Source organism: Kitasatospora sp. NPDC088783 (assembly GCF_044750705.1).
GTDB lineage: Bacteria > Actinomycetota > Actinomycetes > Streptomycetales > Streptomycetaceae > Kitasatospora > Kitasatospora fiedleri.
This window is the reverse complement of the sequence record NZ_JBIVKJ010000021.1, coordinates 1-24,268: the sequence shown is the minus strand read 5'-3', so window position 1 is coordinate 24,268 and position 24,268 is coordinate 1. Positions and strand designations below refer to the sequence as shown.

Below are 24,268 nucleotides of genomic sequence, written 5' to 3'. Positions count from 1 at the left end.
ATTCGGGGGCCTCCGGTTTTACTTATTGACGACAAGATGCGTCACGGGGTTGACTCCTGCCCACCTCGCCGCAACGTTCGCGGCTCTGTCAGGGAGGCTCCCCCCACCATGAACGCAATGATGCGTCGCTTCGCCGTCGGAACCGTCGCCGTCTCGATGGCGCTGACCATGGCCGCCTGCGGCAAGGCCGGTGACGACAAGAAGGACAGCGCTGCCTCGGGCAACAACAAGTCGATCGGCCTGCTGCTCCCGGAGAACGCGTCCTCCACCCGGTACGAGTCCTTCGACAAGCCGTTCATCGAGGCCAAGGTCAAGGAACTCTGCGCCGACTGCAAGGTCGAGTACAACAACGCCGAGGGCTCCGCGGCCAAGCAGAAGCAGCAGTTCGACACCCTGATCGCCCAGGGCGTCAAGGTCATCATCCTGGACGCGTTCGACGCCAAGTCCACCCAGGCGTGGGTCACCGAGGCGGCCGGCAAGGGCGTCAAGGTCATCGCGTACGACCGCCTGGCCACCGGCCCGGTCTCCGCCTACGCCTCCTTCGACAACGAGAAGGTCGGCGAGCTCCAGGGCCAGGCCCTGGTCGACGCGCTGGGCGACAAGGCCGCCGACGCCAACATCGTGATGATCAACGGTGACGACGCCGACCCGAACGCCGGCAAGTTCAAGTCCGGCGCCCACAAGGTGCTCGACAGCAAGGTCAAGAAGGTCGTCTACGAGCAGAGCGGTGAGTGGAAGCCCACCGTCGCGGGCCAGAAGGTCGGCGCCGCCATCACCCAGCTCGGCAAGGACGGCTTCCAGGCCGTCTACTCCGCCAACGACGGCATGGCCGCCGCGATCATCACCCAGCTGCAGTCCCAGGGCATCAACGTCCCGGTCGGCGGCCAGGACGCGGGCCTCGACGCGATCCAGCGGATCGTCGCGGGCACCCAGTCCTACACCATCTACAAGGCGTACAAGCCGCTGGCCGACTCGGCCGCCGAGCTCGCCGTCGACCTGCTCCAGGGCAAGGACATCAAGTCGGTCGCCAGCTCGACCATCGACAGCGACACCGACAAGGGCATCCCGGCCAAGCTGCTGGACGCCAAGGTCGTCACCAAGGCGAACATCAAGGACACCGTGATCGCCGACGGCCTGTACAAGGTCGCCGACATCTGCACCGCCGACTTCGCCGCCGCCTGCACCGCGGCCGGCCTGCAGTAACACCCGCCGGGCGGGGGCTCCCTGACCATCCGGGAGCCCCCGCCCGCGTCGCTCCACCCCTCAGCACCACAGCACAGCACTACCCCGCCTGCCCGGCCCGGCACGCGGGACGGCCGTGCCGGAAACGTCAGGTCCGGCACGGGACTCAAGGAGTTGGTTCACGTGACAGGCGCACCCGTACTGGCGTTGCGCGGGGTCTCCAAGCGCTTCGGTGCCGTCCAGGCACTCACCGACGTGCATCTGGAGGTCCACGCGGGCGAGGTCGTCGCCCTGGTCGGCGACAACGGTGCCGGTAAGTCCACCCTGGTCAAGACCATCGCGGGCGTCCACCCGATCGACGAGGGCGTCATCGAGTGGGAGGGCAAGGCGGTCGCCATCAACCGCCCGCAGGACGCCCAGCAGCTCGGCGTCGCCACCGTCTACCAGGACCTCGCGCTCTGCGACAACCTCGACGTGGTCGGCAACCTCTTCCTCGGCCGCGAGATCAAGCGCTTCGGCACCCTGGACGAGGTCGCGATGGAGAAGCGCGCGCGCGAGCTCCTCGACACCCTGTCGATCCGCATCCCCAGCGTCCGCATCCCGATCGCCTCGCTCTCCGGCGGTCAGCGCCAGGTGGTCGCGATCGCCCGCGCCCTGGTCGGCGACCCCAAGATCGTCATCCTGGACGAGCCCACCGCGGCCCTCGGCGTCGAGCAGACCGCCCAGGTCCTGGACCTGGTCGAGCGGCTCCGCCAGCGCGGCCTCGGCGTGATCCTGATCAGCCACAACATGGCCGACGTGAAGGCCGTCGCGGACACCGTCGCGGTGCTCCGCCTGGGCCGCAACAACGGCAGCTTCGAGGTGGCCACCACCTCGCACGAGGAGATCATCTCCGCCATCACCGGCGCCACCGACAACGCGGTGACACGTCGTCAGGCCCGAATCGCGGAGGAATCCAAGTGAGCACCGAGACCCCCACCACGCCCCCCGTCTCCCCCGCGGTGGACCCGCGCCTGCTGGTCCGCAAGGAGGGACTGGCCGGCTACTTCGACGAGTTCGTCCGCAAGATCCGCAGCGGCGAGCTCGGCTCGCTGCCGGTGGTCATCGGCCTGATCGTGATCGCCGCGATCTTCCAGATCAAGACCGGCACCTTCCTCAACGCCGACAACCTCACCAACATCACCAAGTGGATCGCGGGCCCCGGCCTGATCGCGGTCGGCGTGGTGTTCGTGCTGCTGCTCGGCGAGATCGACCTCTCGCTCGGCTCGGTGGCCGGCGCCACCGCCGCCATCACCTCGGTGCTCTCGGTGCGCCAGGGCCTCAACGAGTGGCTCGCCATCGTGCTGGCGATCGCCGCCGCGATCGCCATCGGCGCCCTGCACGGCTACTTCTTCGCCAAGATCGGCGTCCCCGCGTTCGTGGTCACCCTGGCCGGCATGCTGGCCTGGAACGGCCTGCAGATGCTCGTGCTGGGCAACCTCGGCACCGTCAACAACCCGATCGACGGCGTGGTCGCCAACCTGGACACCTACTTCCTGGGCGACGGCGACGTCATCTGGGCCTGGCTGTTCGCGATCGTCACCATCGTGCTGTTCGCCGCCGGCCAGCTGCTCGACTCCCGCCGCCGCAGCGCCGCCAACCTGCCGGCCCGCCCGATCAGCGAGATCGCGCTGCGCACCGGCGTGATCGGCGTCGTGGTGCTGGTCGCCGCCTACATGCTCAACCAGGACCGCGGCCTGCCGCTGCCGCTGGTGATCTTCGTCGGCATCGTCGCGCTCGGCGACTTCGTGCTGCGCCGCACCGCCTACGGCCGCCAGATCTTCGCGGTCGGCGGCGGCATCGAGGCGGCCCGCCGCGCGGGCATCAACGTCGCCTGGGTCCGGATCTCGGTCTTCATGATCTCGGCCGGCCTGGCCGGCCTCGGCGGCCTGTTCATCGCCTCTCAGCAGGGCTCCGCGGACAAGGCGCTGGGCAGCGGCAACGTGCTGATGAGCGCCATCGCCGCCGCCGTCATCGGCGGCACCAGCCTCTTCGGCGGCCGCGGCAAGACCTGGTCGGCGCTGCTCGGCATCCTGGTCATCCAGTCCATCACCACCGGTCTGGACATGATCCACGCCCAGCAGGCCATCCAGTACATGATCACCGGCGCGGTGCTGCTCGCCGCGGTGGTCCTGGACTCGGTCTCCCGCCGCACCCAGAAGTCCCACGGCCGCGGCTGACCCCCGGCCCCACCACCCGGACCGCGCGACCGGCGCCCCCATACCAGGGGCCGGTCGCGCGGTCCGGCGCGTTCGGCCCGGGGCCACCCGAAGAGCTGGTCGGGTCGCCCGCCGCACTACGCCCCGGTAATGGACATTAGACTCGAGCGGGGCGTACGCCCTCCGGGCCCATGCGGGCGCGAGAACTTGGACGAGGAGGAACGGGTGGCCCTGCTGACCCGCATTCGGGGACCGCGCGATCTCGATCGACTCACGCCCGCGCAGCTGACGGCGCTCGCCGAGGAGATCCGCGCCTTCCTGGTGGAGGAGGTCTCCAAGACCGGCGGCCACCTCGGCCCCAACCTCGGCGTGGTCGAGCTGACGCTCGCGATGCACCGGGTCTTCGACTCCCCGCGCGACCGCATCCTCTTCGACACCGGCCACCAGAGCTACGTCCACAAGCTGCTGACCGGCCGCCAGGACTTCTCCCGGCTCAAGATGAAGGGCGGCCTGTCCGGCTACCCCTCGCGGGCCGAGTCCGAGCACGACGTGATCGAGAACTCGCACGCCTCCACCGTCCTCGGCTACGCCGACGGCCTGGCCAAGGCCAACAAGATCCAGGGCCACAAGGACCGCCCCGTGGTCGCCGTGATCGGCGACGGCGCGCTCACCGGCGGCATGGCCTGGGAGGCGCTCAACAACATCGCCGACAGCCGGGACCTGCCGGTCGTCATCGTCGTCAACGACAACGAGCGGTCCTACTCGCCGACCATCGGCGGCCTCGCCAACCACCTCTCCACGCTGCGCACCACCCAGGGCTACGAGCGCTTCCTGTCCTGGGGCAAGGACGCGCTGCAGCGCACCCCCGTGGTCGGCCAGGCGATGTTCGAGACACTGCACGGCGCCAAGAAGGGCCTCAAGGACTTCATCGCCCCGCAGGGCATGTTCGAGGACCTCGGCCTCAAGTACATCGGCCCGATCGACGGCCACGACCTGCAGGCCCTGGAGTCCGCCTTCACCAAGGCGCGCGGCTTCGGCGGCCCGGTCATCGTGCACTGCATCACCGAGAAGGGCCGCGGCTACCACGCCGCCGAGAACAACGACGAGGACCGCTTCCACGCGGTCGGCGTGATCCACCCCGACACCGGCCTGCCGGTGAAGACCGCCGGCAAGGACTGGACGTCCGTGTTCGGCGAGGAGATGGTCGCGCTCGGCCGCGAGCGCCGCGACATCGTGGCGATCACCGCCGCGATGCTGCACCCCGTCGGCCTGGCCCCGTTCGCCAAGGCGTACCCCGACCGGATCTTCGACGTCGGCATCGCCGAGCAGCACGCCGCGGTCTGCGCCGCCGGCCTGGCCACCAACGGCCTGCACCCGGTCGTCGCGGTCTACGCGACCTTCCTGAACCGGGCCTTCGACCAGGTCCTGATGGACGTCGCGCTGCACCGGCTGGGCGTCACCTTCGTGCTCGACCGGGCCGGCGTCACCGGCACCGACGGCGCCTCGCACAACGGCATGTGGGACATGTCGATCCTCCAGGTCGTCCCCGGCCTGCGGCTGGCCGCCCCGCGCGACGCCGAGCAGGTCCGGCTCCAGCTGCGCGAGGCCGTCGAGGTCACCGACGCCCCCACCGTGGTCCGCTACTCCAAGGGCAGCGTCGGCCCGTCGGTGCCCGCCGTCGGCCGGGTCGGCGGCATGGACGTGCTCCGGCGCCACGAGGGCAGCTCCGCGGACGAGGCGGCCGACGTGCTGATCGTCTCGGTCGGCGCGATGGCCCCGGTCTGCCTGGAGGCCGCCGAGCTGCTCGCCGCCCGCGGCGTCACCAGCACCGTGGTCGACCCGCGCTGGGTCAAGCCGGTGGACGCCGCGCTGCCCGGCCTGGCCGCCCAGCACCGCCTGGTGGTCACCGTCGAGGACAACGGCCGGGCCGGCGGCGTCGGCTCGGCGATCGCCCAGGCGCTGCGCGACGCCGACGTGGACGTCCCGCTGCGCGACTTCGGCATCCCGCAGCAGTTCCTCGACCACGCCTCGCGCGCCGAGATCATGGCGGAGATCGGGCTGACCGCCCCGGCGATCGCCGAGAAGATCGCGGCCCTGGTCGACGCCCGCTCCTTCGCCCGGAGCTGACCGCCCCGCCCGGGCGGCCCGTTCCGCCCGGGGCCGGCCGCCCCGCCGGGGCCGACCGCAACCTCCGTGGACGCACCGCCCGGGAGCCGCAGCGCCGGCCCCCGGCGGTGCGGCTATTGTCGGACCGTCACACTCATTCCTGGACTGGCACTCCTCCGCCCGTTCGCGCCCGGTAGGTTGTCACCCGTGCCCCACACCGCCACGAGCCGCCCCCGCGCCCTCGCCGACCGCCTCCACGGGCACGTCCGGGCCGGGTACTGGACCAGACTGGTCCCGCTGCTCGCGGTCCTGGCCACCGTCACCCACCTGCCCTCCTTCCTCCGCCCCGTGTGGAGCCCCGACGAGGGCTACCTCGCCACCCAGGCCCGGATGCTCGCCGACGGCGGCGTCCTCTACGACACCGTCGTCGACCGCAAGCCCCCGCTGCTGCCCTGGCTGTACGAAGCCTGCTTCGCGCTCTTCGGCTCCGTCTCGCTCTGGCCGCTGCGCCTGCTGGCGATCGGCGCCCACCTCGCCACCGCCGTCCTGCTCGCCTCCACCGCCCGCGGCCGCTGGGGCGACCGGGCCGGCCGCTACGCCGGCGTCCTCTACCTGCTGGTCTCCATCGGGCTCTCCCCGGAGGACACCCAGGCCGCCACCTTCGAAGTCTTCATGCTGCCCGCCATGGTGCTCGCCTTCCGCTACGCGGAGCGCCGCCGCTGGCTGGCCGCCGGCATCGCCGTCGCGCTCTGCTCGCTCACCAAGCAGACCGGCGGCGCCGTCATGCTCCCCGTGCTCTGGATGCTGCTCCAGGACACCCGCCGCCGCGGCGTCCCCTGGCCGCCGGCCCTCGCCAAGATCGGCTTCGGCTTCGCCCTGCCGATAGCGCTGGTCGCCGCCATCCTCACCAAGCCCAAGGGCTTCCTGTTCTGGGTCGTCACCGGCTCCGGCGACTACGCCGTGCTCGGCTCCAACTGGCCCCAGATGATCGGCCGCGCCCTGGGCAACTCCGCGATCCTGCTGAGCGCCGGACTCGCCTTCCTGCTGCCCTACGCCCACCGCCTGTGGCTGCGCCGCCGGCGCCGCCCGGTCCCCGCCCGCGGCCCCGAGCGCGGCTCCACCGCCGACCTCTGGGTCTGGCTGCTCTCCTCCGTCGTCGCGGTCTCGGTCGGCTTCCACTTCTTCGGCCACTACTACCTCCAGCTGATGCCCCCGCTGGTCCTGCTCGGCGTCGGCGCGGTCGCCACCTCCGCCGTCCCCTGGCGCCCCGTGGTCGCCTACTGCACCCTGGCCAGCACCGTCTTCTGGGGCCTCGCCGTCTTCTGGCCCGGCCAGCGCCTCACCCAGACCACCGAGGTCGCCACCGCCGTCGCCGCCCAGACCACCCCCAAGGACACCGTCCTGGTCTGGGGCATGCACCCCGAGCTCTACTGGCTCGCCGACCGCCGCCCCGCCAGCCGCTACCTCACCGCCGGCTTCCTCACCAACTTCAGCGGCGGCAAGGGCGGCGAGAAGGTCGGCGAGGAGTACTCCGTCTCCGACGCCTGGCAGACCTTCGACCACGAGATCTCCGCCAACGGCCTCCCCGAGGTCTTCGTCGACGACTCCGGCACCGCCCCCTACCAGCCCGACAAGGTCCCCCGGATCGCCAGCCTGCTCGACACCTACTACGAGGTCGTCGGCGTCACCGGCGACACGGTGATCTACCGCCTCAAGAAGAGGTAGCGGCCCCCGCCGACGGGCTCCGCCGGCGGCCCGGAGGCCGGGCTGCTCCGGGCGGACGGCGGGAGCCCGCTCAGCCGGTCCACCCGGTCAGCGCGGCGATCAGCGGTTCCGGGCGGAAGGCCGGGTGCGGCGGCTCCGGGCAGCCGGGCAGCTCCACCGCGCCGGGGACCAGGGCCAGCAGCGCGTCCGCCGTGCGGCGCCGGTGGACGGGGTTCTCCGGGGCCGCGGGCAGGACCGCCACCGGCAGCCGCAGCCCGGCCAGTTCCGCGTCGGTGACACCGCGCAGCACCCCGCCGGCCAGCAGCCCGGCCGCCTCCGGCACGGCCGCCCGGATCAGTGCGTCCAGCCGTTCGTCGCCCGCCGTGGCCGGCCAGGCCAGGACCAGGGACCGGACCCGTCCGGGGGCCGCCAGGGCCAGCCGGAGGGCCGCCGAGCAGCCGTTGGAGCCCGCGACCAGGACGACCTGCGGCCCGTCCGGCAGCGCCGCCGCCAGGTGCTCCGCCTCGGCCGCCCAGCTCCCGGCCCGCATCGCCCGGTCGGGTGCGAGCACGTCGGCCCCCGCCGCCCGCAGCCCCGCCGTCACCCCGGGCCGGTCCCAGAACACCCCAGCGTCCACCGGCTCGTCCCACAGCCCGCCGTGCACCAGCACGAGCACGCCCGCACCCCCTCGTCGCGTGAAAGAGCGCAGCATAGCAACGCCGCCGGGCGGCACCCCCGTTCGGTGGAAGGGGGTGCCGCCCGGCGGCGTGGTGTCGAGGCTGCGTCAGGCGGGGACCGAAGCCAGGCCGGGGGCCAGGAACTTCTTGCCGTTGACGCGCTCGGAGACGCCCTCGCGGTCGAGGTACGGGGTGATGCCGCCGAGGTGGAACGGCCAGCCGGCGCCGGTGATCATGCAGAGGTCGATGTCCTGGGCCTCGCCGACCACGCCCTCGTCCAGCATCAGGCCGATCTCCTGGGCGACGGCCTCCAGCGCGCGGGCGCGCACCTGCTCCTCGGTGAGGACGGTGTCGCCGAAGGAGAGCAGCGCCAGCACCTCGGGGTCGAGGACCTGCGCGCCGTCCTGCCAGACGTAGAAGCCGCGCTTGCCGGCCTCGACCACCTTGCCGAGGTTCGCGGAGACGGAGAACCGGTCCGGGAACGCGCCGTGCAGGGTCTCGGAGACATGCAGGGCGATCGCGGGGCCGACCAGTTCGAGCAGGGCGATCGGGGACATCGGCAGGCCGAGCGGCTTCACCGCGGCCTCGACGGTCTCGAACGGGGTGCCCTCGTCGATGATGTTCTGGATCTCGCCCATGAAGCGGGTCAGGATGCGGTTGACCACGAACGCCGGGGCGTCCTTGGTGAGCACCGCGGTCTTCTTCAGCTTCCTGGCGACCCCGAACGCGGTGGCCAGCGAGGCGTCGTCGGTCCGCTCGGCCCGGACGATCTCCAGCAGCGGGAGGATCGCGACCGGGTTGAAGAAGTGGAAGCCGACCACGCGCTCCGGGTGCTGGAGCTTGGAGGCCATCTCGGTGACCGAGAGCGAGGAGGTGTTGGTGGCCAGCACGGTGGTCGGCGAGACCACCGCCTCCAGCTCCGCGAACACCTTCTGCTTGACGCCCATCTCCTCGAACACGGCCTCGATCACGAAGTCCGCGTCGCCGAACGCGACGGCCTTGTCGAGGTGGCCGGAGACCAGGCCCTTGAGCTTGTTGGCCTTGTCCTTGCCGATCCGGCCCTTCTCCAGCAGCTTGTCGACCTCGGCGTGGACGTAGCCCACGCCCTTGTCGATCCGCGCCTGGTCGATGTCGGTGAGCACCACCGGCACCTCCAGCCGGCGCGCGAACAGCAGCGCCAGCTGGGAGGCCATCAGGCCGGCGCCGACCACGCCGACCTTGGTGACCGGGCGGGCCAGCGACTTGTCCGGCGCGCCGAACGGCCGCTTGGCCCGGCGCTGCACCAGGTTGAAGGCGTACAGCCCGGCGCGCAGCTCGCCGCTCATGATCAGGTCGGCGAGCGCGGCGTCCTCCGCGTCGAAGCCGGCCTGCAGGTCGCCGTCCTTGACCTGCTGGATGATGTCCAGCGCCTTGTACGCGGCCGGGGCGGCCCCGTGCACCTTGGCGTCGGCGACCCAGCGGCCCCACAGCACGGCGTCGTCCCACGCCTTGCCGCGGTCGAACTCCTCGCGCTCGACGACCACGTCGCCCTTGAGCACCTTGGCGGTCCACAGCAGCGACTGCTCCAGGAAGTCGGCCGGCTCGAAGATCGCGTCCGCGATGCCGAGCTCGAACACCTCCTTGCCCTTGAGCTGCTTGTTCTGCGCCATCGAGTTCTCGACGATGACCTTGACCGCCTTGGCGGGGCCGATCAGGTTCGGCAGCAGGGTGCAGCCGCCCCAGCCGGGCACCAGGCCGAGGAAGACCTCGGGCAGCGAGAACGCCGGGACGCCCGCGCTGACGGTGCGGTAGCCGCAGTGCAGGCCGACCTCGACGCCGCCGCCCATCGCCGCGCCGTTGTAGTACGCGAAGGACGGGACGGGCAGCGCGGCGATCCGCTTGAAGACGTCGTGGCCGCCCTTGCCGATGGCCAGCGCGTCGGAGTGCTCGGTGAGGATCTCGACGCCCTTGAGGTCGGCGCCGACCGCGAAGATGAACGGCTTGCCGGTGATCGCGACCGCGACCACCTCGCCCGCGGCGGCCTCCGCCTCGACCTGGTCCAGCGCCGCGGAGAGCTTGGCCAGCGAGCCCGGGCCGAAGGTGGTCGGCTTGGTGTGGTCGAAGCCGTTGTCCAGGGTGATCAGGGCCAGCTTGCCGGCCTGCAGCGGCAGGTCCAGGTGGCGCACGTGCGCGGTGGTGACGACCTCGCCGGGGAACAGTTCGGCGGCGCGCTGCAGCAGTTCAGTGGTGCTCATGGTCACTTACCACCCTCGAAGTGGGGGTTCTCCCAGATGACGGTGCCGCCCATGCCGAAGCCGATGCACATGGTGGTGAGGCCGTAGCGGACGTCCGGACGCTGCTCGAAGCGGCGGGCCAGCTGGGTCATCAGGCGCACGCCCGAGGAGGCCAGCGGGTGGCCGAACGCGATCGCGCCGCCGTACGGGTTGACCCGCTCGTCGTCGTCCGCGATGCCGTAGTGGTCCAGGAAGGCCAGCACCTGCACGGCGAACGCCTCGTTGACCTCGAACGCGCCGATGTCCTCGATGGTCAGGCCGGCCTTGGCCAGCGCCTTCTCGGTCGCCGGGACGGGGCCGATGCCCATCACCTCGGGCTCGACGCCCGCGAAGGCGTAGCTCACCAGGCGCATCTTGACCGGCAGGCCCAGCTCGCGGGCCACGTCCTCGGCGGCCAGCAGCGAGGCGGTGGCGCCGTCGTTCAGGCCGGCCGCGTTGCCCGCGGTGATGTTGCCGTGCGGGCGGAACGGGGTCTTCAGGCCGGCCAGCGACTCCATCGTGGTGCCCGGGCGCATCGGCTCGTCGGTCGTCGCCAGGCCCCAGCCGGTCTCGCCGATCTCGGGGTTGGTGTTGCGGACCGCGATCGGCACCAGGTCCGGCTGGATGTCGCCGTTGGCGTACGCCTTCGCGGCCTTCTCCTGCGAGCGCACCGCGTACGCGTCGCAGCGCTCCTTGGTGAGGTGCGGGAAGCGGTCGTGCAGGTTCTCCGCCGTCATGCCCATGAACAGGGCGGACTCGTCGACCAGCTTCTCCGAGACGAACCGCGGGTTCGGGTCCACGCCCTCGCCCATCGGGTGCCGCCCCATGTGCTCGACGCCGCCGGCCACCACGACGTCGTAGGCGCCGAAGGCGATGCCGCCCGCGGTGGTGGTGACGGCCGTCATCGCGCCGGCGCACATCCGGTCGATCGCGTAGCCCGGCACGGACTTCGGCAGGCCGGAGAGGAGCGCGGCGGTGCGGCCGATGGTCAGGCCCTGGTCACCGATCTGGGTGGTCGCGGCGACGGCGACCTCGTCGATCCGCTCGACGGGCAGGCTCGGGTTGCGGCGCACCAGTTCACGGATGCACTTGACGACCAGGTCGTCGGCGCGGGTCTCGTGGTAGATGCCCTTCGGGCCGGCCTTGCCGAACGGGGTGCGGACGCCGTCGACGAAGACGACGTCCCTCGCGGTACGAGGCACGGGGGCTCTCCTCCCAGGGGGACATGACGATGAGCGCGCCCAGGATCGGCGCTGCTGCGCCCACCAATCTACCCACGAGTAACAACGCCCGGCAAGGACCGTGAGGGCGGTCACGCCGCCCCGCCCCTCCCCGCCGCCGGTCCCCCCGCCCCGGCGGGGGTCCGGGGACCGGCCTCAGCCCTCCGCCGCGGTCCGGAACGCCTCCGCCAGGACCGGGGCGACCAGCTCGGTCTGCCAGGCGCGGGCGCCCAGGGCGCGCAGCGCGTCGGCGACCGCGTCGGCGTCCGGGCGGGCCGGCGGCTCCCAGGAGACCCGGCGGACCAGGTCGGGGGTGATCAGGTTCTCCGCGGGCAGGTGGTACCGCTCGGCCAGGGCGGCGACGGCGGCCCGGGCGCCGCTGAGCCGGGCCGCGGCGACCGGGTCCTTCTCGGCCCAGGCGCGCGGCGGCGGCGGCCCGTCGTGCGGGGCGGTCGCGGGCGGCAGCGCGGACTCCGGGATCTCGCGGGCGCGCTCGATCGCGGCCAGCCACTGCTCCAGCTGGCGGCGGTTGATCCGCGGCCCGAAGCCCTGGACGGCGATCAGCGCGGGCGCGTTGGCCGGCATCGCCAGCGCGGCGTTCACGATCGCGGCGTCGGCCAGCACCCGGCCGGGGGAGACGTCCCGCTCGCGGGCGATCCGGTCCCGGGTGAGCCACATCTCGCGGACGGCGGCCAGCTGCCGGCGGCGGCGGACCTTGTGTAGCTGGGAGGTGCGGCGCCACGGGTCGACCCGGGGAGCCGGCGGGGGCGCGGCGGCCAGGGCGGCGAACTCCTGGTGGGCCCAGTCGAGTTTGCCCTGCTGCTCCAGCTCGGCCTCCAGCGCGTCCCGCAGGTCGACCAGCACCTCGACGTCCAGCGCCGCGTAGCGCAGCCAGGGTTCGGGCAGCGGGCGGGTGGACCAGTCGACCGCCGAGTGCTCCTTGGCCAGCGAGAGGCCCAGCACGTTCTCGGTCATCGGGCCCAGGCCGACCCGGGGGAACCCGGCGAGGCGGCCGGCCAGCTCGGTGTCGAACAGCAGGCCCGGGTGCATGCCCACCTCGAACAGGCAGGGCAGGTCCTGGGTGGCGGCGTGCACGACCCACTCGGTGTCGGCGAGCGCGGCGTTCAGGCCGGTCAGGTCGGGGCAGGCGATCGGGTCGATCAGCGCGGTGCCCGCGCCCTCGCGGCGCAGCTGGATCAGGTAGGCGCGCTGGCCGTAGCGGTAGCCGGAGGCGCGCTCGGCGTCGACGGCCACCGGGCCGGTGCCGCGGCGGAAGCCCTCGACGACGGCGGCGAGGGCCGCTTCGTCCGCCACCACCGGTGGGAGTCCGTCCCTGGGCTCGAGGAGCGGTACCGGGGCGGTCTCTTCGGGGATGGAGGCTACGGCGTCGGTCACCCCCCAAGGGTACGTCGTGTGTCGCCGCCGGGAGTGTTGTCTGACTGGTCGGACCATGTTCTGACATATGCCAGCCGGGGGCGGCCGACCGCCGCCGGGCCGCCCGGTCCCGGTGCGCCGGGGTGCCCGCCGGATGTCCGCGGCGCGGCGGGGGGCCGCTGACGGGCTGTCACGCCGGGGTGCGCGGGGGAGCGGCGGGAGAGCGGCGGGGAAGTAGCGGGGAAGCGGCAGGGAAGCAGCAGGGCGAACGGCGGCGGCCCGGAGGAAACGTTCCTCCGGGCCGCCACCAGCGACGATGTGGGTCAGTGGATGATGCCGGTGCGCAGGGCCACCGCCACCATGCCGGCCCGGTCGCCGGTGCCCAGCTTGCGGGCGATGCGCGCCAGGTGGCTCTTCACCGTCAGTGCGGACAGGCCCATCGCCACGCCGATCGCCTTGTTCGACTGGCCCTCGGCGACCAGCCGCAGCACCTCCACCTCGCGGCCGGACAGCTCGCGGTACGCGGACGGTTGGGCGCCGGGCGCACCCGGAGCGCCGGGGGCGGCACCGGGCTGGCCGGGGGCGCCGTGGTGGCCGGGCGCACCGGGGTGGTGGTGGCCGGGGAGGCCGGGGCGGCGCATCCGGCCGGCCAGGCCGGCGCCGATCGGCAGGCCGGGGCGGCCGGGCATCGGCATGTTGGTCCGGGTGCCGGTCACCACGTAGCCCTTGACGCCGCCGGCCAGTGCCGAGCGGACCGCGCCGATGTCGTCGGCGGCGGACAGCGCCAGGCCGTTGGGCCAGCCCGCGGCGCGGGTCTCGGCGAGGACGGTCAGGCCGGAGCCGTCCGGCAGGTGCACGTCGGCGATGCAGATGTCGCGCGGAGTGGAGACCCGGGGCCGGGCCTCGGCGATCGAGGACACCTCGATGACGTCGCGGACACCGAGTGCCCATAGGTGCCGGGTCACCGTGTTCCGGACCCGGGGATCTGCGATGACCACCATGGCGGTGGGCTTGGTCGGGCGGTAGGCGACCACGCTTGCGGGGTGCTCGAGAAGGACCGACACCTGAGGCCTCCGGGGGGAGTGGCGGACGAACCCCGAGGGGGCGGTCGGAGCGTTCCGCGTCTGGAAAGGGTCACTGACACCTTCGGCATCAACCGTGCCCGGCTTTAGCGGGTGATCACGATCTGGTGAGTAACAATACGGACAAATCGTGCAGGTGACCGGTACGACATGCTTGGAAATCGCACACATTCGATCGGGAACGGCGACGCGACGATCGCAAACGTGCAGGTAATTGACCCGGAGTGGAGGGGAAGTCACACTCCGTCAGCCCTGCGGGTGGCACCGCTCCCGGGACGCGGGCTTGTCCCCCTGAGGTGTCTGCCGGGATGCCTGCCGGGGTGCCTGCCGAGGCGTCCGCGCGACGCCGCCGGGCCGCCGCGCGGGGAGCCCGGACGCCTGACGGCCGGTCAGTGCGAGTTGCGCGGCCGGCGGCGGGCCGGCATCGGCACCACGCCGCCGAGCCCGCCCGGCCCGTCGGCCGCCAGCGGCGCGGGCGCGGACGGCGGCAGCCCCGCGCAGACGCACAGCAGGTCCGCCCAGGCGGCCAGGTGCCGCTCGAAGCGGCGGTCGGCCGGCGTCCAGGACGCCCGCAGCTCGATCTCGGTGGACGCGCCGCGCTCGGCCAGCGCGCCGAAGTACTGGGAGTGGCACCTGGTCACCGTGCCGGACGGCTCGGCGTACCCGGCGGCCTGCGCCTGTAGTGCGTCCAGCAGCCAGCTCCAGCCGACCTCGGACAGCAGCGGGTCGCCCGCCATCTCCGGCTCCAGGTCGGCCCGGGTCATGGTCACCACCCGGAAGTCGCCGTTCCACGCCTCCGGCGCGGCCGGGTCGTGCAGCAGCACCAGGGTGCCGTCCGCCAGCTCCTCGCCGTCCACCTCCACCGAGGCGGAGAGCGCGAAGGCGTGCGGGGCCAGCCGGCGGGGGGCGGGCTGCGGGGACAGCCGCACCTCGGGGCGCAGCCGCGCCCCGGTCAGCGCCTCGACCGCGTCGCGGAACTCGATCGGCGCCGACTCCCTGCCCGTTCCTCCACCCTGCGCGGATTGCCCGCCGACCGCTGCCATGACCGGAAGCCTAGGCGGCGCGGACCCGCAAGCCGAGCACTTTCGTGCCTCCGGCGTGCCGAAAACCCGGAAACCGGGCGGGCCGTGCGCACCGCCCCGGCGGCCACCGCCCGAGGTGTCCGTTTTGCCTGCCCGGGCGGTCCGTCCGGGCGGGGGCCCACCGGCCGCGTGCGAGGATGTGACCCGTGAGTGAGACTCCCGCAGCCCAGTCCGGTCAGCGGCCCCGCGGCGCCGCGTACGACTCCGTCTTCCTGCGCGCCGCCCGCAACGAGCCGGTGCCGCACACCCCCGTCTGGTTCATGCGGCAGGCCGGCCGCTCGCTGCCCGAGTACCTGAAGGTCCGCGAGGGCGTCCCGATGCTCGACGCCTGCATGCGGCCCGACCTGGTCAAGGAGATCACCCTCCAGCCGGTGCGCCGGCACAAGGTGGACGCGGCCATCTTCTTCTCCGACATCGTCGTCCCGCTCAAGGCGGTCGGCATCGACGTCGAGATCAAGGGCGGCGTCGGCCCGGTCATCGCCGACCCGATCCGCACCGCGACCGACCTCCGGCGGCTGCGCCCGCTGGAGCCCGACGACATGCCCTACATCACCGAGGCGGTCGGCCTGCTGGTCGCCGAACTCGGCGCCACCCCGCTGATCGGCTTCGCCGGCGCCCCCTTCACGCTGGCCAGCTACCTGGTCGAGGGCGGGCCCTCGAAGTCGTACGAGAACACCAAGGCGATGATGTACGGCGCCCCCGAGGTGTGGGCCGAACTGGTCGACCGGCTCGCCCGGATCACCTCCGCCTTCCTGAAGATCCAGATCGAGGCCGGGGCCTCGGCGGTCCAGCTCTTCGACTCCTGGGCCGGCGCGCTCGCCCCCGACGAGTACCGCCGCTCGGTGCTGCCCGCCAGCACCAAGGTCTTCGACGCGGTCGAGCCCTACGGCGTCCCGCGGATCCACTTCGGCGTCAACACCGGCGAACTCCTCGGCCTGATGGGCCAGGCCGGCGCGGACATCGTCGGCGTCGACTGGCGCGTCCCGCTCGACGAGGCCGCCAACCGGGTCGGCCCCGGCAAGGGCCTGCAGGGCAACCTCGACCCCGCCGTCCTCTACGCCCCCACCCACGTGGTCGAGACCAAGGCCCGCGAGGTCCTGCACGCCGCCCAGGCCCTCGGCGGCAGCCACCACATCTTCAACCTCGGCCACGGCGTCATGCCCACCATGGACCCGGACGCCCTCACCCGCCTGGTCGCCTTCGTCCACGAGGCCAGCGCCCGCTGAGGCCCCCGGCCGGCTCCCCGCCGTCCGGGCGGGCGGGGACGGCCAGGACGCGGCGGCGGGTCTCCGCGTTCGAGCAGCCCCGGGCCGTCCCGCCCTCACCGCTCTCCCCACCGTGAACGCCGCCCGCCACCACGAGGGCGCCCCCGCCGCGCTCTGCGGCGCTGGTGGCGGTGCCCCGCGCGGTCCTCGCCGCGGTCCGGGTGGCGAGGGGCGTGCGGTGGAGCGGCTCTGACGGCCGGAGGCCGGGGAGCGGCGGGTCGTGGCCCGCCGCTCCCCGGCCTCCGTGGTGGCCCGGTGCTCCTCGGTTACTCCTCGTCGTCCGGGGTGTGCGTCGGGCGGGGCGGGGCGGGTGGCATCGGGGCGTGCGGGGCGTGCCGGACCGGGCCGCGGGGGGTCCGGGGGCGCTTGCGGAGCTGCCTGCGCAGCAGCCAGGCGAACGGGGCCAGGACCAGCAGGAAGGGGGCCAGGGCCGCCAGCACCATGAGCAGGGCGCGGACCAGGACCACCAGCGCGTGCCAGCCGCCGGCGAGGGCGTGGCCGACGGAGGCCCAGAAGCCGGTCTGCTTCTTCTCCGGTTCGACCCGGACGGCCTGGCGGGCCGTCACCAGGTCCAGGGTCACGGTGGAGAGCGAGGTGCGGGCGGCGAGCTGCTGCTGCTGGTGCTGGAGCGATTCGAGGTCGGACTCGCGGCGGGTCAGCTCGCTCTCCAGCGACACCACCTCGGCCAGGCTCTTCGCGTCCGCCATCAGCGCCCGCACCCGGTCCACGCTGGCCTGCATGGACTTGACCCGGCTGTCGGTGTCGGCGATCTGCGCGGTGAGGTCCTCGGCCTGGCTGCTGAGGCCGAGCCGGGTGCCGAGCCCGCCGAGCCCGTCCAGGGTGGCCTGGTAGGCCGCGGACGGGACCTTGAGCGTCAGCGTGGACTGCGTGCTGTCGCCCGTCCCGCCGCGCAGGTCCTCCCCGGCGACGTACCCGCCGGCCCGGGTGACCAGGTCGACGGCCTTGGCGCTCGCGTCGCCGACGTCCTCCACCCGGAGCGTCAGCTTCGCCTGGTAGGCGATCTGACGGTCCGCCGCGGCCGCGGTCGCCGCCGCCGTCCCGGCCGCGCCCCCGGCCCCGGCGGGGGCGTCGCCCTTGCCGGGGGTGGCCGCCGCCGCGCCCGGCGCCCGGGCGCCGCCCTTCGCGTCGGCGACGGCCGCCGAGCTCGACGCGTGGTCGCCGCCCGCGCTGCACCCGGCCAGCAGCAGCACCGCGGCCAGCGCCCCGACCGCGCCCGCTCTGCGTACCCGCAGGTCCATTCGGTTCCCTCCCCGTGTTCCGGGGCGGGCCGTCCGCCCGCCCCCACGAGACTGTGACGCGGCGGCCCCGGGAGCGGACCCGCACCGACGGTACCGGAACGATCACGCTGTGGACTCACCCCGGTCTCGGGGCGCTCCGGGGCCGATCCCGGCGATCCGGATAAGGGCTGGGAGACTGGTCGGCATGGCGAAACCTCACGTCGTGGTGATCGGTGGCGGGATCGCGGGCCTGGCCGCGGCGGCGTTCCTCGGGGACGCGGCGGTGCGGGTGACCGTGCTGGAGGCGTCCGGGCGCTTCGGCGGGAAACTGCGCGGCGGCGAGGTCGGCGGCGTCCGGGTCGACCTCGGTGCCGAGTCGGTGCTCGCCCGCCGCCCCGAGGCCGTCGAGCTGGCCCGCCGGGTCGGCCTCGGCGACCGGCTGGAGCCGCCCACCACCGCCAGGGCCGCGATCTGGACCAGGGAGGGCCTGCGCCCGCTGCCCGGCGGCCAACTCATGGGCGTCCCCGGCGACCTGGACGCGCTGGAGGCGTCCGGCGTGCTCACCCCCGAGGGCCTGGAGCGGGCCCGCCGGGAGCGGCCCGCCCCGCTCGGCGAGGACGCCCCGATCGGCCGCTACGTCGCCGACCGGCTCGGCCGCGAGGTGGTCGACCGGCTGGTCGAGCCGCTGCTCGGCGGCGTGTACGCCGGGCACGCCGACGAGATCTCGATCCGCGCCGCCGTCCCGCAGCTGCTGCAACTCGCCCACCAGCCGGGGTCGTTGACCGCCGCCATCCGCGAACTCAGCAGCCGCGCCACCGCCACCGGACCGGTCTTCCAGGGCCTGGACGGCGGGCTCGGCACCCTCCCCGAGGCGGTCGCCGCCCACGACCGGGCCCGCGGCGCCGACCTGCTCACCGGCCACCCCGTCGAGGCCCTGCGCCGCACCCCCGACGGCTGGCGGATCACCGCCGGCGGACGCGAACTCGCCGCCGACGCCGTGGTGCTGGCCGTCCCCGCCCCGCAGGCCGCCGCGCTGCTCGCCGCCGACGCCCCCGGCGCCGCCGCCGAACTCCGGCAGGTCGAGTACGCCTCGATGGCCCTGGTCACCCTGGCCTTCCGCCGCGCCGACCTGGCCGACAGCCCGCTCACCGGCAGCGGCTTCCTCGTCCCGCCGGTCGACCGGCGCAGCATCAAGGCGTCCACCTTCTCCAGCAACAAGTGGGGCTGGCTGGCCCGCTCCGCCCCCGACGCCTTCCTGCTGCGCACCTCGCTCGGCCGCCACCGCGAGGACGCCGCCCTGGACCTGGACGACGCCGAACTCGTCGCCCGCTCGCTCGCCGACCTGCGCACCGCCGTCGGCCTGCGCGCCACCCCGTACGACCACGCCGTCACCCGCTGGCGGGCCGGGCTCCCGCAGTACCCGGTCGGCCACCTCGACCGGGTCGCCCGGATCCGCGCCCGCCTCGACGCCCTGGGCGCGATCGCGGTCTGCGGCGCCGCGTACGACGGCGTCGGCGTCCCCGCCGTCATCGCCGGTGCCCGGCGCGCCGCCGAGCACCTCACCCCCGGCACCGGCGCCGCCCGCACGGAAGGGACAATGGGCCCATGACCGAAAGCACTGAGCAGCCCGTGAAGAAGAAGGCCCGCGACCTCAACCAGGTCATCCGCTACACCATGTGGTCGGTGTTCAAGCTCAAGGACGCCCTCCCCGAGGACCGCACCGGCCTCGCCGCGGAGGTCGACGCCCTCTTCGAGCAGCTCGCCGCCAAGGACGTCGTGGTCCGCGGCACCTACGACGTCTCCGCCCTGCGCGCCGACGCCGACCTGCTGGTCTGGTGGCACGCCGAGGACTCCGACGACCTCCAGGAGGCGTACAACCGCTTCCGCCGCACCGGGCTCGGCCGCCACCTGGAGCCGGTCTGGTCCAACATGGCGCTGCACCGCCCCGCCGAGTTCAACAAGTCGCACATCCCGGCGTTCCTCGCCGACGAGCGGCCCCGCGAGTACGTCTGCGTCTACCCCTTCGTCCGCTCCTACGAGTGGTACCTGCTCCCGGACGAGGAGCGCCGCGCGATGCTCGCCGAGCACGGCATGATGGCCCGCGGCTACCCCGACGTGCGCGCCAACACCGTCGCCTCCTTCGCCCTGGGCGACTACGAGTGGCTGCTGGCCTTCGAGGCCGACGAATTGCACCGCATCGTCGACCTGATGCGCGACCTGCGCCCCTCCCGGGCCCGCCTGCACGTCCGCGAGGAGGTCCCCTTCTTCACCGGCCGCCGCAAGCCGGTCGCCGACCTGCTGGCCGGCCTCTACTAGGCCCCGGCCGCACCCCGCCGCGCGCGGCCGGGCCGGCCCCTGCCCCCCCTGGGTCAGGAGCCGAGGGCCGCGCGCAGCCGCGGGTCCCGGACGGCGGCGGGGCCGGAGATGGCGACGGCGGTGAGCAGGTCGTCGTCGGTGGCGACGGTGTGGCGGCAGGGAAGGGCCCGCAGCAGGGTCTGGCCGGCGGGCGCGGCCCACGCGGTGTAGGCGTGGACGTCGACCCGGGCCATCAGCAGGGTCCCGCCGGTGAGGACCAGCGGGAGCGCGTACCAGGCCACCGCGGTGCGGGCGGCGGTGCCGTCGGGCGCGGTGAGCAGGACGGTCAGCAGCAGCATCGAGGCCGCCCCGAGCAGCGCGTAGCGGACCTGCCGGATCGCCCGCAGGGCGCGGTCGCGGACCACCGCCGGCGTCGCCAGTCCCGCCAGCGCCAGCCGGTCGCCGATGTCGCGGACGGTGGGGTGGGTGGCCAGCGCCTCCTTCAACTGGGCGGTACGGCACTGGCCTTCGGGGCCGATCGCGCCGATCAGGGCCCGTTCGAGGCGGCCCCGGCCCTGCGGGTCGACGACGGTGGTCCAGCCGGTGTGCGCGAGGTGCAGCCGGCCCAGCGCGGCCATCCGGACCAGGGCCAGGTCGACCACCCGGGCGGGGCCCCCGGCCAGGTACGCGGTCTCGTAGAGGCCGACCCCGGAGGGCCGGTGGGCGGGGTGCGGGGCCCGTCCGGTGAGGGCGTCCGCGACCGCGGCGACCCGCACCAGGCGCAGGCACGAGAGCACCGCGGCGGCACAGGACGGGATCAGCAGCAACACCCACATGCCCTTCGTTCTAGTCCTGTGCGGGCCGGAAGCGGAACGGGTACCCGCGCCGCGATACCGAACTGTGACTCGGCGGGGCCTCAGGAACCACCGCACCCGCCCCCGCCGCAGCTGGACCCGCAGGAGCTGGACGACCCGCAGGAGTGCGAGGAGCCGCCGCAGGAGTGCGAGGACGAACTCCCGCAGGAGTGGTGCGAACCGCCCGAATGGCCGGACGACCCGCAGGACGAGCCGCTGGACGTCCCGCACCACGCCCCCGCACCGGCCCCGGCCCCCGCCCCGGCCGCGTACTCCGTGCCGCCGCCCGCCCGGCCGCGCCGCGAACCCCGCGCCGGTCGGGCGGGGGCGGCGGCGGTGCCGTCGAGCGCCTCGCGCAGCGCCCGGTGCGCGGAGCCGCTCAGCGCGGCGGTGCCGTCGAGGGCGAACGCGCCGACCAGCCGGGCGTGCTCCCGCTCCACCTCCCGGGGCCGCCAGGCGCTGCCGCCGCGCATCAGCTGCAACTGGCGCAGGCCGGCCGGGGTGATCCGGCTCCGCGGCGGGCGGTTGACGACCAGGGCGAGCACCGTGAACAGGACGAGCGGGAAGTACGGGACGAACGCCGGAGCGGCGGACTCCCAGGGCCCGTTCAGCCACCGCACGGTGGAGACCGCGCCGAGCACCACCGCGACCAGCAGCGCCGGCAGCACCATCCGGTGGGCCCGCCGGGCGGCCCGCAGCGCGGCCGGGTTGCGCAGCAGGCCGCGGGCGGCGAGCCCGTCGCCGATCCGCTGCACCTCGGGGCTGCCCATCACGGAGGTGCGCAGCACGGACAGGTCGCGCCCGGCCCGGCCGCCCACGGCGGTGACCAGCACCCGCTCGACCGGGTCGGACGTCCGGTCGGAGGTGACGGTGACCCGGTGGGCCCGGGAGATCACCAACCGGCCCTCGCGCTCCATCCGGACCAGCGCGGTGTCGACCACCCGGGCGGGCCCGCCGGCCAGGAAGGCGGCGTCCAGCAGGGGCAGGCCGCGCCCGGGCAGCCCCCGTACGTCGGTGACCCGGCGGCTGCGCCGGTTGAAGACGGCGGAGACGGTGACGGCGCACGCGACGAGGGCGAACGCCAGGAAGAACCGGAAGTCCAACATCCCCCGTGGTTCCTTTCTGTGCGGTGCGGAGCGGTCAGGGGTGCGCCTTGGCGGTGCGGTCGCGGCGCGGCAGCAGGCGGCTCCACCGGGAGGCGGCGGGGCGCAGCAGGCGGCGCAGCGCGGGCTGCCAGTCGGCGGCGGCGGGGGCGCCGTCCAGGGCCCACTCGGCGAAGGCCCGGGCGTCGGCCCGGTAGCCGCCGGTGAGCGGGCGGACGGCGGCGTAGCGGTCGAACAGCGGGGCGAAGTCCGGGCCGAGCAGGTCGGGCAGCTCCGGCATCAGGTGGCCGACGGTCTCCCGGCGCTTGGCGAGCAGGCCGGCGGCCTGGACCCGCAGCTGCTCCGGGTCGAAGCCGGCCGGGGCCGGGCCGCCGGCCGTCAGGGCGGCCAGCAGCTCCTCCTGGCGGTGCGCCAGTTCGACCCGGGCGAGGGCGAGTTCGGCGTCGGCGCGGTCGCGGATCAGGTATTCGTGGTGCTCAGACACGGGCGGCTTCCCTCCGGTGCAGGCGCTGGACGCGGCGGATGGCGTCGAGTTCGGCGGACAGTTCGGCGGGCGGCGGGTACGCGCCGTCCCGCTCCAGCAGCACCCCGGGCGGGTCGGCCCGCTCGCAGAGCGCGGCCAGCACCTCCAGCACGGGCGCGGTGACGGGGTGGGTGTGGGTGTCGTGCCAGACGCCGTCGCGCTCGACGCCGCCGGCCACGTGCACGTAGGCGAGGGCCTCCAGCGGCAACCGGTCCAGTTCGGCGGCCGGGTCGACGCCCAGGTTGACCCGGTTGGTGTGCAGGTTGGCGACGTCCACCAGCAGGCGGACGCCGGTGCGCTCGACCAGCTCGGCGAGGAACTGGGCCTCCGTCAACTCGTCGCCCGGCCAGGCCAGGTGGGCGGCGATGTTCTCCAGCGCCAGCGGCACCGGCAGCTCCCGCTGGGCGATCCGCACGTTGGCGGCCACCACCCGCAGCGCCGCCCGGGTGCGCGGCACCGGCAGCAGGTGCCCGGCCTCCAGACCGCCCGCCCGGACGAACGCCAGGTGCTCGCTGACCAGCGGCGACCCGAGCGCCTCGGCGACGCCCGCCAGCCGGGCCAGCCGGGCCGGGTCCGGCTCGGCGGCGTCCCCCAGGCCGAGCGAGACGCCGTGCGGGACGACCGTGACGCCGCGGGAGCGCAACTCGGCCAGCGAGGGCGGCAGGTGCTCGGCGCAGACGTTCTCCGCGACCACCTCGACCCAGTCGAGGCCGTCCAGCCGCTCCACCGCGGTGTCGATCTCCGGGCGCCAGCCGATGCCGGTGCCCAATCGTGGAATACCGGACGAAGACATATTCCACCCCCTTTTCCGGCGGGCCTTTCGGAAGGCCCGGCTCCCCGTTGCCGAGGATGTATCCGCCGGGCACCGATGCCAAGCGGGACAACGGAAACTCAGAGCTGAACTTGAGGTTCGGCCGCACCGGCCGAACTTCCGCGCGGGTGGGGGGAAATTCGGCGGCGCACGGACGGACGACTGACTAACGTGACATGCCTATGACTTCCTCGCCGTACCGCATCCGCCCGTTCGCCTCCACCGACGCCGTCGGGGCCGCCGAAGCCTACCGGGCCGGCCGCCCGCACCTGGTCACCACTCCCGAAGTCACCGCCTGGCTGGCCGCCCTGCCGCACTACCACCTGCTGGTCGCCGAGCGGGGCGGCCGGGTCGTCGGCACCGCCCGGTTCGGCCCGGTGGCCGAGAGCGCCACCCCCCACCAGGGCTTCCTCAACGTCAGCGTGCTCCCCGAGCACCGCGGCGCGGGCATCGGCACCGCGCTGCTCACCGCCGCCGAACGGGAACTCGCCGCCCTCGGCACCCGGGACGCCCACGGCTGGGCCGACGACACCCCCGAAGCGCTCGGCTTCGCCGCCGCCCGCGGCTACCGGCGCGGCCGGGCCGGCCGCTTCTCCGGCCTCGACCTCACCGCCCCGCTGCCCGCGCTGCCGCCCACCCCGCCCGGCGTCGAACTGCGCACCGCCGCCGACTTCCTGGCCGACCCGTACCCGATCTACCTGGTCGACATCGACGGCACCCGCGCCGAGCCGGGCGACCTCGTCCTCGACGACCAGTCCTACGAGAGCTGGCTCGCCGAGATCTGGCAGCGCCCCGACCAGGAGCACGCCCTCACCGCGGTCGTCCTCGCCGACGGCGAGCCGGTCGCGTTCTCCGCCGCCCAGACCGACGGCCACCGCACCTACTGGTCCTCCTTCACCGCCACCCGCTCCACCCACCGCGGCCGCGGCCTGGCCAAACTCGCCAAGGCGCACTCCCTGCACCGCGCCAAGGCCCGCGGCCTCACCGCCGCGTACACCCAGAACGACGCGGACAACGCCCCGATGCTCGCCATCAACGACTGGTTCGGCTACCGCGCCTGCGCGACGGAGTGGAAGCACACCAAGGCGCTCGGGCGGTGACCGCGGCGCCCGGGGGCGCGGGCGCCGAGCGCCCCTGGGCGCCGCCCGCTAGGCCCGGTCCGGCCGATCTTGCCGGGCCCCCGAGACGCCGCGCGCCGATCCGACAAGATCGACCGGACAGGGCCTAGTAGTGCTTCGTTACGTTGGGTGATCTTGCCTGTTGGTGGGCATTCTTCGGGTGTGAAGCTGGGGGATGTGGAGC

Annotated in this window: 18 protein-coding genes and 1 pseudogene; 9 read left to right on the top strand and 10 right to left on the bottom strand. The window is 74.1% G+C overall.

What is annotated here, in order from left to right; all coding sequences use genetic code 11:
- The first annotated feature begins 108 nt into the window (after positions 1 to 108).
- The 5 genes from ACIP60_RS34300 to ACIP60_RS34280 all read left to right on the top strand — a co-directional run bounded on the left by ACIP60_RS34300 (position 109) and on the right by ACIP60_RS34280 (position 7,211).
- Positions 109 to 1,203, top strand: a complete 1,095-nt coding sequence (locus tag ACIP60_RS34300; RefSeq protein ID WP_400692347.1) for a sugar ABC transporter substrate-binding protein — start codon at positions 109 to 111, stop codon at positions 1,201 to 1,203.
- A 153-nt stretch (positions 1,204 to 1,356) separates the two neighbouring features.
- A complete protein-coding gene (locus ACIP60_RS34295) occupies positions 1,357 to 2,145 on the top strand; it encodes an ATP-binding cassette domain-containing protein (RefSeq protein ID WP_199528041.1) in 789 nt (262 codons plus the stop codon).
- Complete coding sequence (locus tag ACIP60_RS34290) at positions 2,142 to 3,401, top strand: sugar ABC transporter permease (RefSeq protein WP_400692344.1); 1,260 nt, start codon at positions 2,142 to 2,144, stop codon at positions 3,399 to 3,401. The genes ACIP60_RS34295 and ACIP60_RS34290 overlap by 4 nt, the downstream gene beginning before the upstream one ends.
- 204 nt (positions 3,402 to 3,605) lie before the next feature.
- Entirely contained in the window at positions 3,606 to 5,507 is a 1,902-nt protein-coding gene (dxs, locus tag ACIP60_RS34285) for a 1-deoxy-D-xylulose-5-phosphate synthase (RefSeq protein ID WP_400692342.1), read from the top strand.
- Positions 5,508 to 5,693: 186 nt separating this feature from the next.
- A complete protein-coding gene (locus ACIP60_RS34280; protein ID WP_400692339.1) occupies positions 5,694 to 7,211 on the top strand; it encodes a glycosyltransferase family 39 protein in 1,518 nt (505 codons plus the stop codon).
- Between the two features lie 70 nt (positions 7,212 to 7,281).
- Here the strand turns inward: ACIP60_RS34280 and ACIP60_RS34275 are convergent, their stop codons facing one another.
- The 6 genes from ACIP60_RS34275 to ACIP60_RS34250 form a co-directional block, all read right to left on the bottom strand.
- A complete protein-coding gene (locus ACIP60_RS34275; RefSeq protein ID WP_400692336.1) occupies positions 7,282 to 7,866 on the bottom strand; it encodes an alpha/beta hydrolase in 585 nt (194 codons plus the stop codon).
- Positions 7,867 to 7,974: 108 nt separating this feature from the next.
- Complete coding sequence (locus ACIP60_RS34270; protein WP_400692333.1) at positions 7,975 to 10,101, bottom strand: 3-hydroxyacyl-CoA dehydrogenase NAD-binding domain-containing protein; 2,127 nt, start codon at positions 10,099 to 10,101, stop codon at positions 7,975 to 7,977.
- Positions 10,102 to 10,103: 2 nt separating this feature from the next.
- Positions 10,104 to 11,321, bottom strand: coding sequence for a thiolase family protein (locus tag ACIP60_RS34265; RefSeq protein ID WP_400692330.1), 1,218 nt, complete (start codon positions 11,319 to 11,321; stop codon positions 10,104 to 10,106).
- A 174-nt stretch (positions 11,322 to 11,495) separates the two neighbouring features.
- Complete coding sequence (locus ACIP60_RS34260) at positions 11,496 to 12,734, bottom strand: HRDC domain-containing protein (protein ID WP_400692327.1); 1,239 nt, start codon at positions 12,732 to 12,734, stop codon at positions 11,496 to 11,498.
- Between the two features lie 302 nt (positions 12,735 to 13,036).
- Positions 13,037 to 13,777 carry a response regulator transcription factor gene (locus tag ACIP60_RS34255; protein ID WP_100840286.1) on the bottom strand — a complete coding sequence of 247 codons (741 nt, stop codon included), beginning with the start codon at positions 13,775 to 13,777 and terminating at the stop codon, positions 13,037 to 13,039.
- Between the two features lie 407 nt (positions 13,778 to 14,184).
- Positions 14,185 to 14,838: a DUF3000 domain-containing protein gene (locus ACIP60_RS34250; protein WP_100840285.1), complete on the bottom strand. Its 654-nt coding sequence runs from the start codon at positions 14,836 to 14,838 to the stop codon at positions 14,185 to 14,187.
- Between the two features lie 185 nt (positions 14,839 to 15,023).
- Between ACIP60_RS34250 and hemE the strand changes: the two genes are divergently transcribed.
- Positions 15,024 to 16,103, top strand: a complete 1,080-nt coding sequence (hemE, locus tag ACIP60_RS34245; RefSeq protein WP_400692323.1) for a uroporphyrinogen decarboxylase — start codon at positions 15,024 to 15,026, stop codon at positions 16,101 to 16,103.
- A gap of 305 nt (positions 16,104 to 16,408) precedes the next feature.
- On the opposite strand, the gene ACIP60_RS34240 is transcribed toward hemE, so the two are convergent.
- On the bottom strand, positions 16,409 to 17,401 hold the full coding sequence (locus ACIP60_RS34240) for a DUF4349 domain-containing protein (RefSeq protein ID WP_400692320.1): 993 nt from the start codon (positions 17,399 to 17,401) through the stop codon (positions 16,409 to 16,411).
- A 184-nt stretch (positions 17,402 to 17,585) separates the two neighbouring features.
- Between ACIP60_RS34240 and hemG the strand changes: the two genes are divergently transcribed.
- Positions 17,586 to 18,989: a protoporphyrinogen oxidase gene (gene hemG / locus ACIP60_RS34235; protein ID WP_400692317.1), complete on the top strand. Its 1,404-nt coding sequence runs from the start codon at positions 17,586 to 17,588 to the stop codon at positions 18,987 to 18,989.
- Complete coding sequence (gene hemQ, locus ACIP60_RS34230) at positions 18,986 to 19,696, top strand: hydrogen peroxide-dependent heme synthase (protein ID WP_100840281.1); 711 nt, start codon at positions 18,986 to 18,988, stop codon at positions 19,694 to 19,696. The genes hemG and hemQ overlap by 4 nt, the downstream gene beginning before the upstream one ends.
- A gap of 53 nt (positions 19,697 to 19,749) precedes the next feature.
- Here the strand turns inward: hemQ and ACIP60_RS34225 are convergent, their stop codons facing one another.
- The 3 genes and pseudogenes from ACIP60_RS34225 to ACIP60_RS34215 form a co-directional block, all read right to left on the bottom strand.
- On the bottom strand, positions 19,750 to 20,511 hold the full coding sequence (locus ACIP60_RS34225) for a TIGR04222 domain-containing membrane protein (RefSeq protein WP_400692313.1): 762 nt from the start codon (positions 20,509 to 20,511) through the stop codon (positions 19,750 to 19,752).
- An 80-nt stretch (positions 20,512 to 20,591) separates the two neighbouring features.
- Positions 20,592 to 21,635, bottom strand: a complete 1,044-nt coding sequence (locus ACIP60_RS34220; RefSeq protein WP_400692310.1) for a TIGR04222 domain-containing membrane protein — start codon at positions 21,633 to 21,635, stop codon at positions 20,592 to 20,594.
- Between the two features lie 34 nt (positions 21,636 to 21,669).
- A pseudogene (locus tag ACIP60_RS34215) lies at positions 21,670 to 22,948 on the bottom strand (DUF692 domain-containing protein).
- A gap of 200 nt (positions 22,949 to 23,148) precedes the next feature.
- Here ACIP60_RS34215 and ACIP60_RS34210 point away from each other — a divergent pair.
- Positions 23,149 to 24,066, top strand: a complete 918-nt coding sequence (locus ACIP60_RS34210; protein ID WP_400692307.1) for a GNAT family N-acetyltransferase — start codon at positions 23,149 to 23,151, stop codon at positions 24,064 to 24,066.
- Positions 24,067 to 24,268: the final 202 nt, after the last annotated feature.

Coding starts and splice junctions, on each gene's coding strand:
- hemG (WP_400692317.1), top strand. CDS start 17,586: ATGGCGAAACCTCACGTCGTGGTGATCGGTGGCGGGATCGCGGGCCTG.
- ACIP60_RS34225 (WP_400692313.1), bottom strand. CDS start 20,511: ATGTGGGTGTTGCTGCTGATCCCGTCCTGTGCCGCCGCGGTGCTCTCG.
- ACIP60_RS34270 (WP_400692333.1), bottom strand. CDS start 10,101: ATGAGCACCACTGAACTGCTGCAGCGCGCCGCCGAACTGTTCCCCGGC.
- ACIP60_RS34240 (WP_400692320.1), bottom strand. CDS start 17,401: ATGGACCTGCGGGTACGCAGAGCGGGCGCGGTCGGGGCGCTGGCCGCG.
- ACIP60_RS34210 (WP_400692307.1), top strand. CDS start 23,149: ATGACTTCCTCGCCGTACCGCATCCGCCCGTTCGCCTCCACCGACGCC.
- ACIP60_RS34250 (WP_100840285.1), bottom strand. CDS start 14,838: ATGGCAGCGGTCGGCGGGCAATCCGCGCAGGGTGGAGGAACGGGCAGG.
- ACIP60_RS34300 (WP_400692347.1), top strand. CDS start 109: ATGAACGCAATGATGCGTCGCTTCGCCGTCGGAACCGTCGCCGTCTCG.
- hemQ (WP_100840281.1), top strand. CDS start 18,986: ATGACCGAAAGCACTGAGCAGCCCGTGAAGAAGAAGGCCCGCGACCTC.
- ACIP60_RS34220 (WP_400692310.1), bottom strand. CDS start 21,635: ATGTTGGACTTCCGGTTCTTCCTGGCGTTCGCCCTCGTCGCGTGCGCC.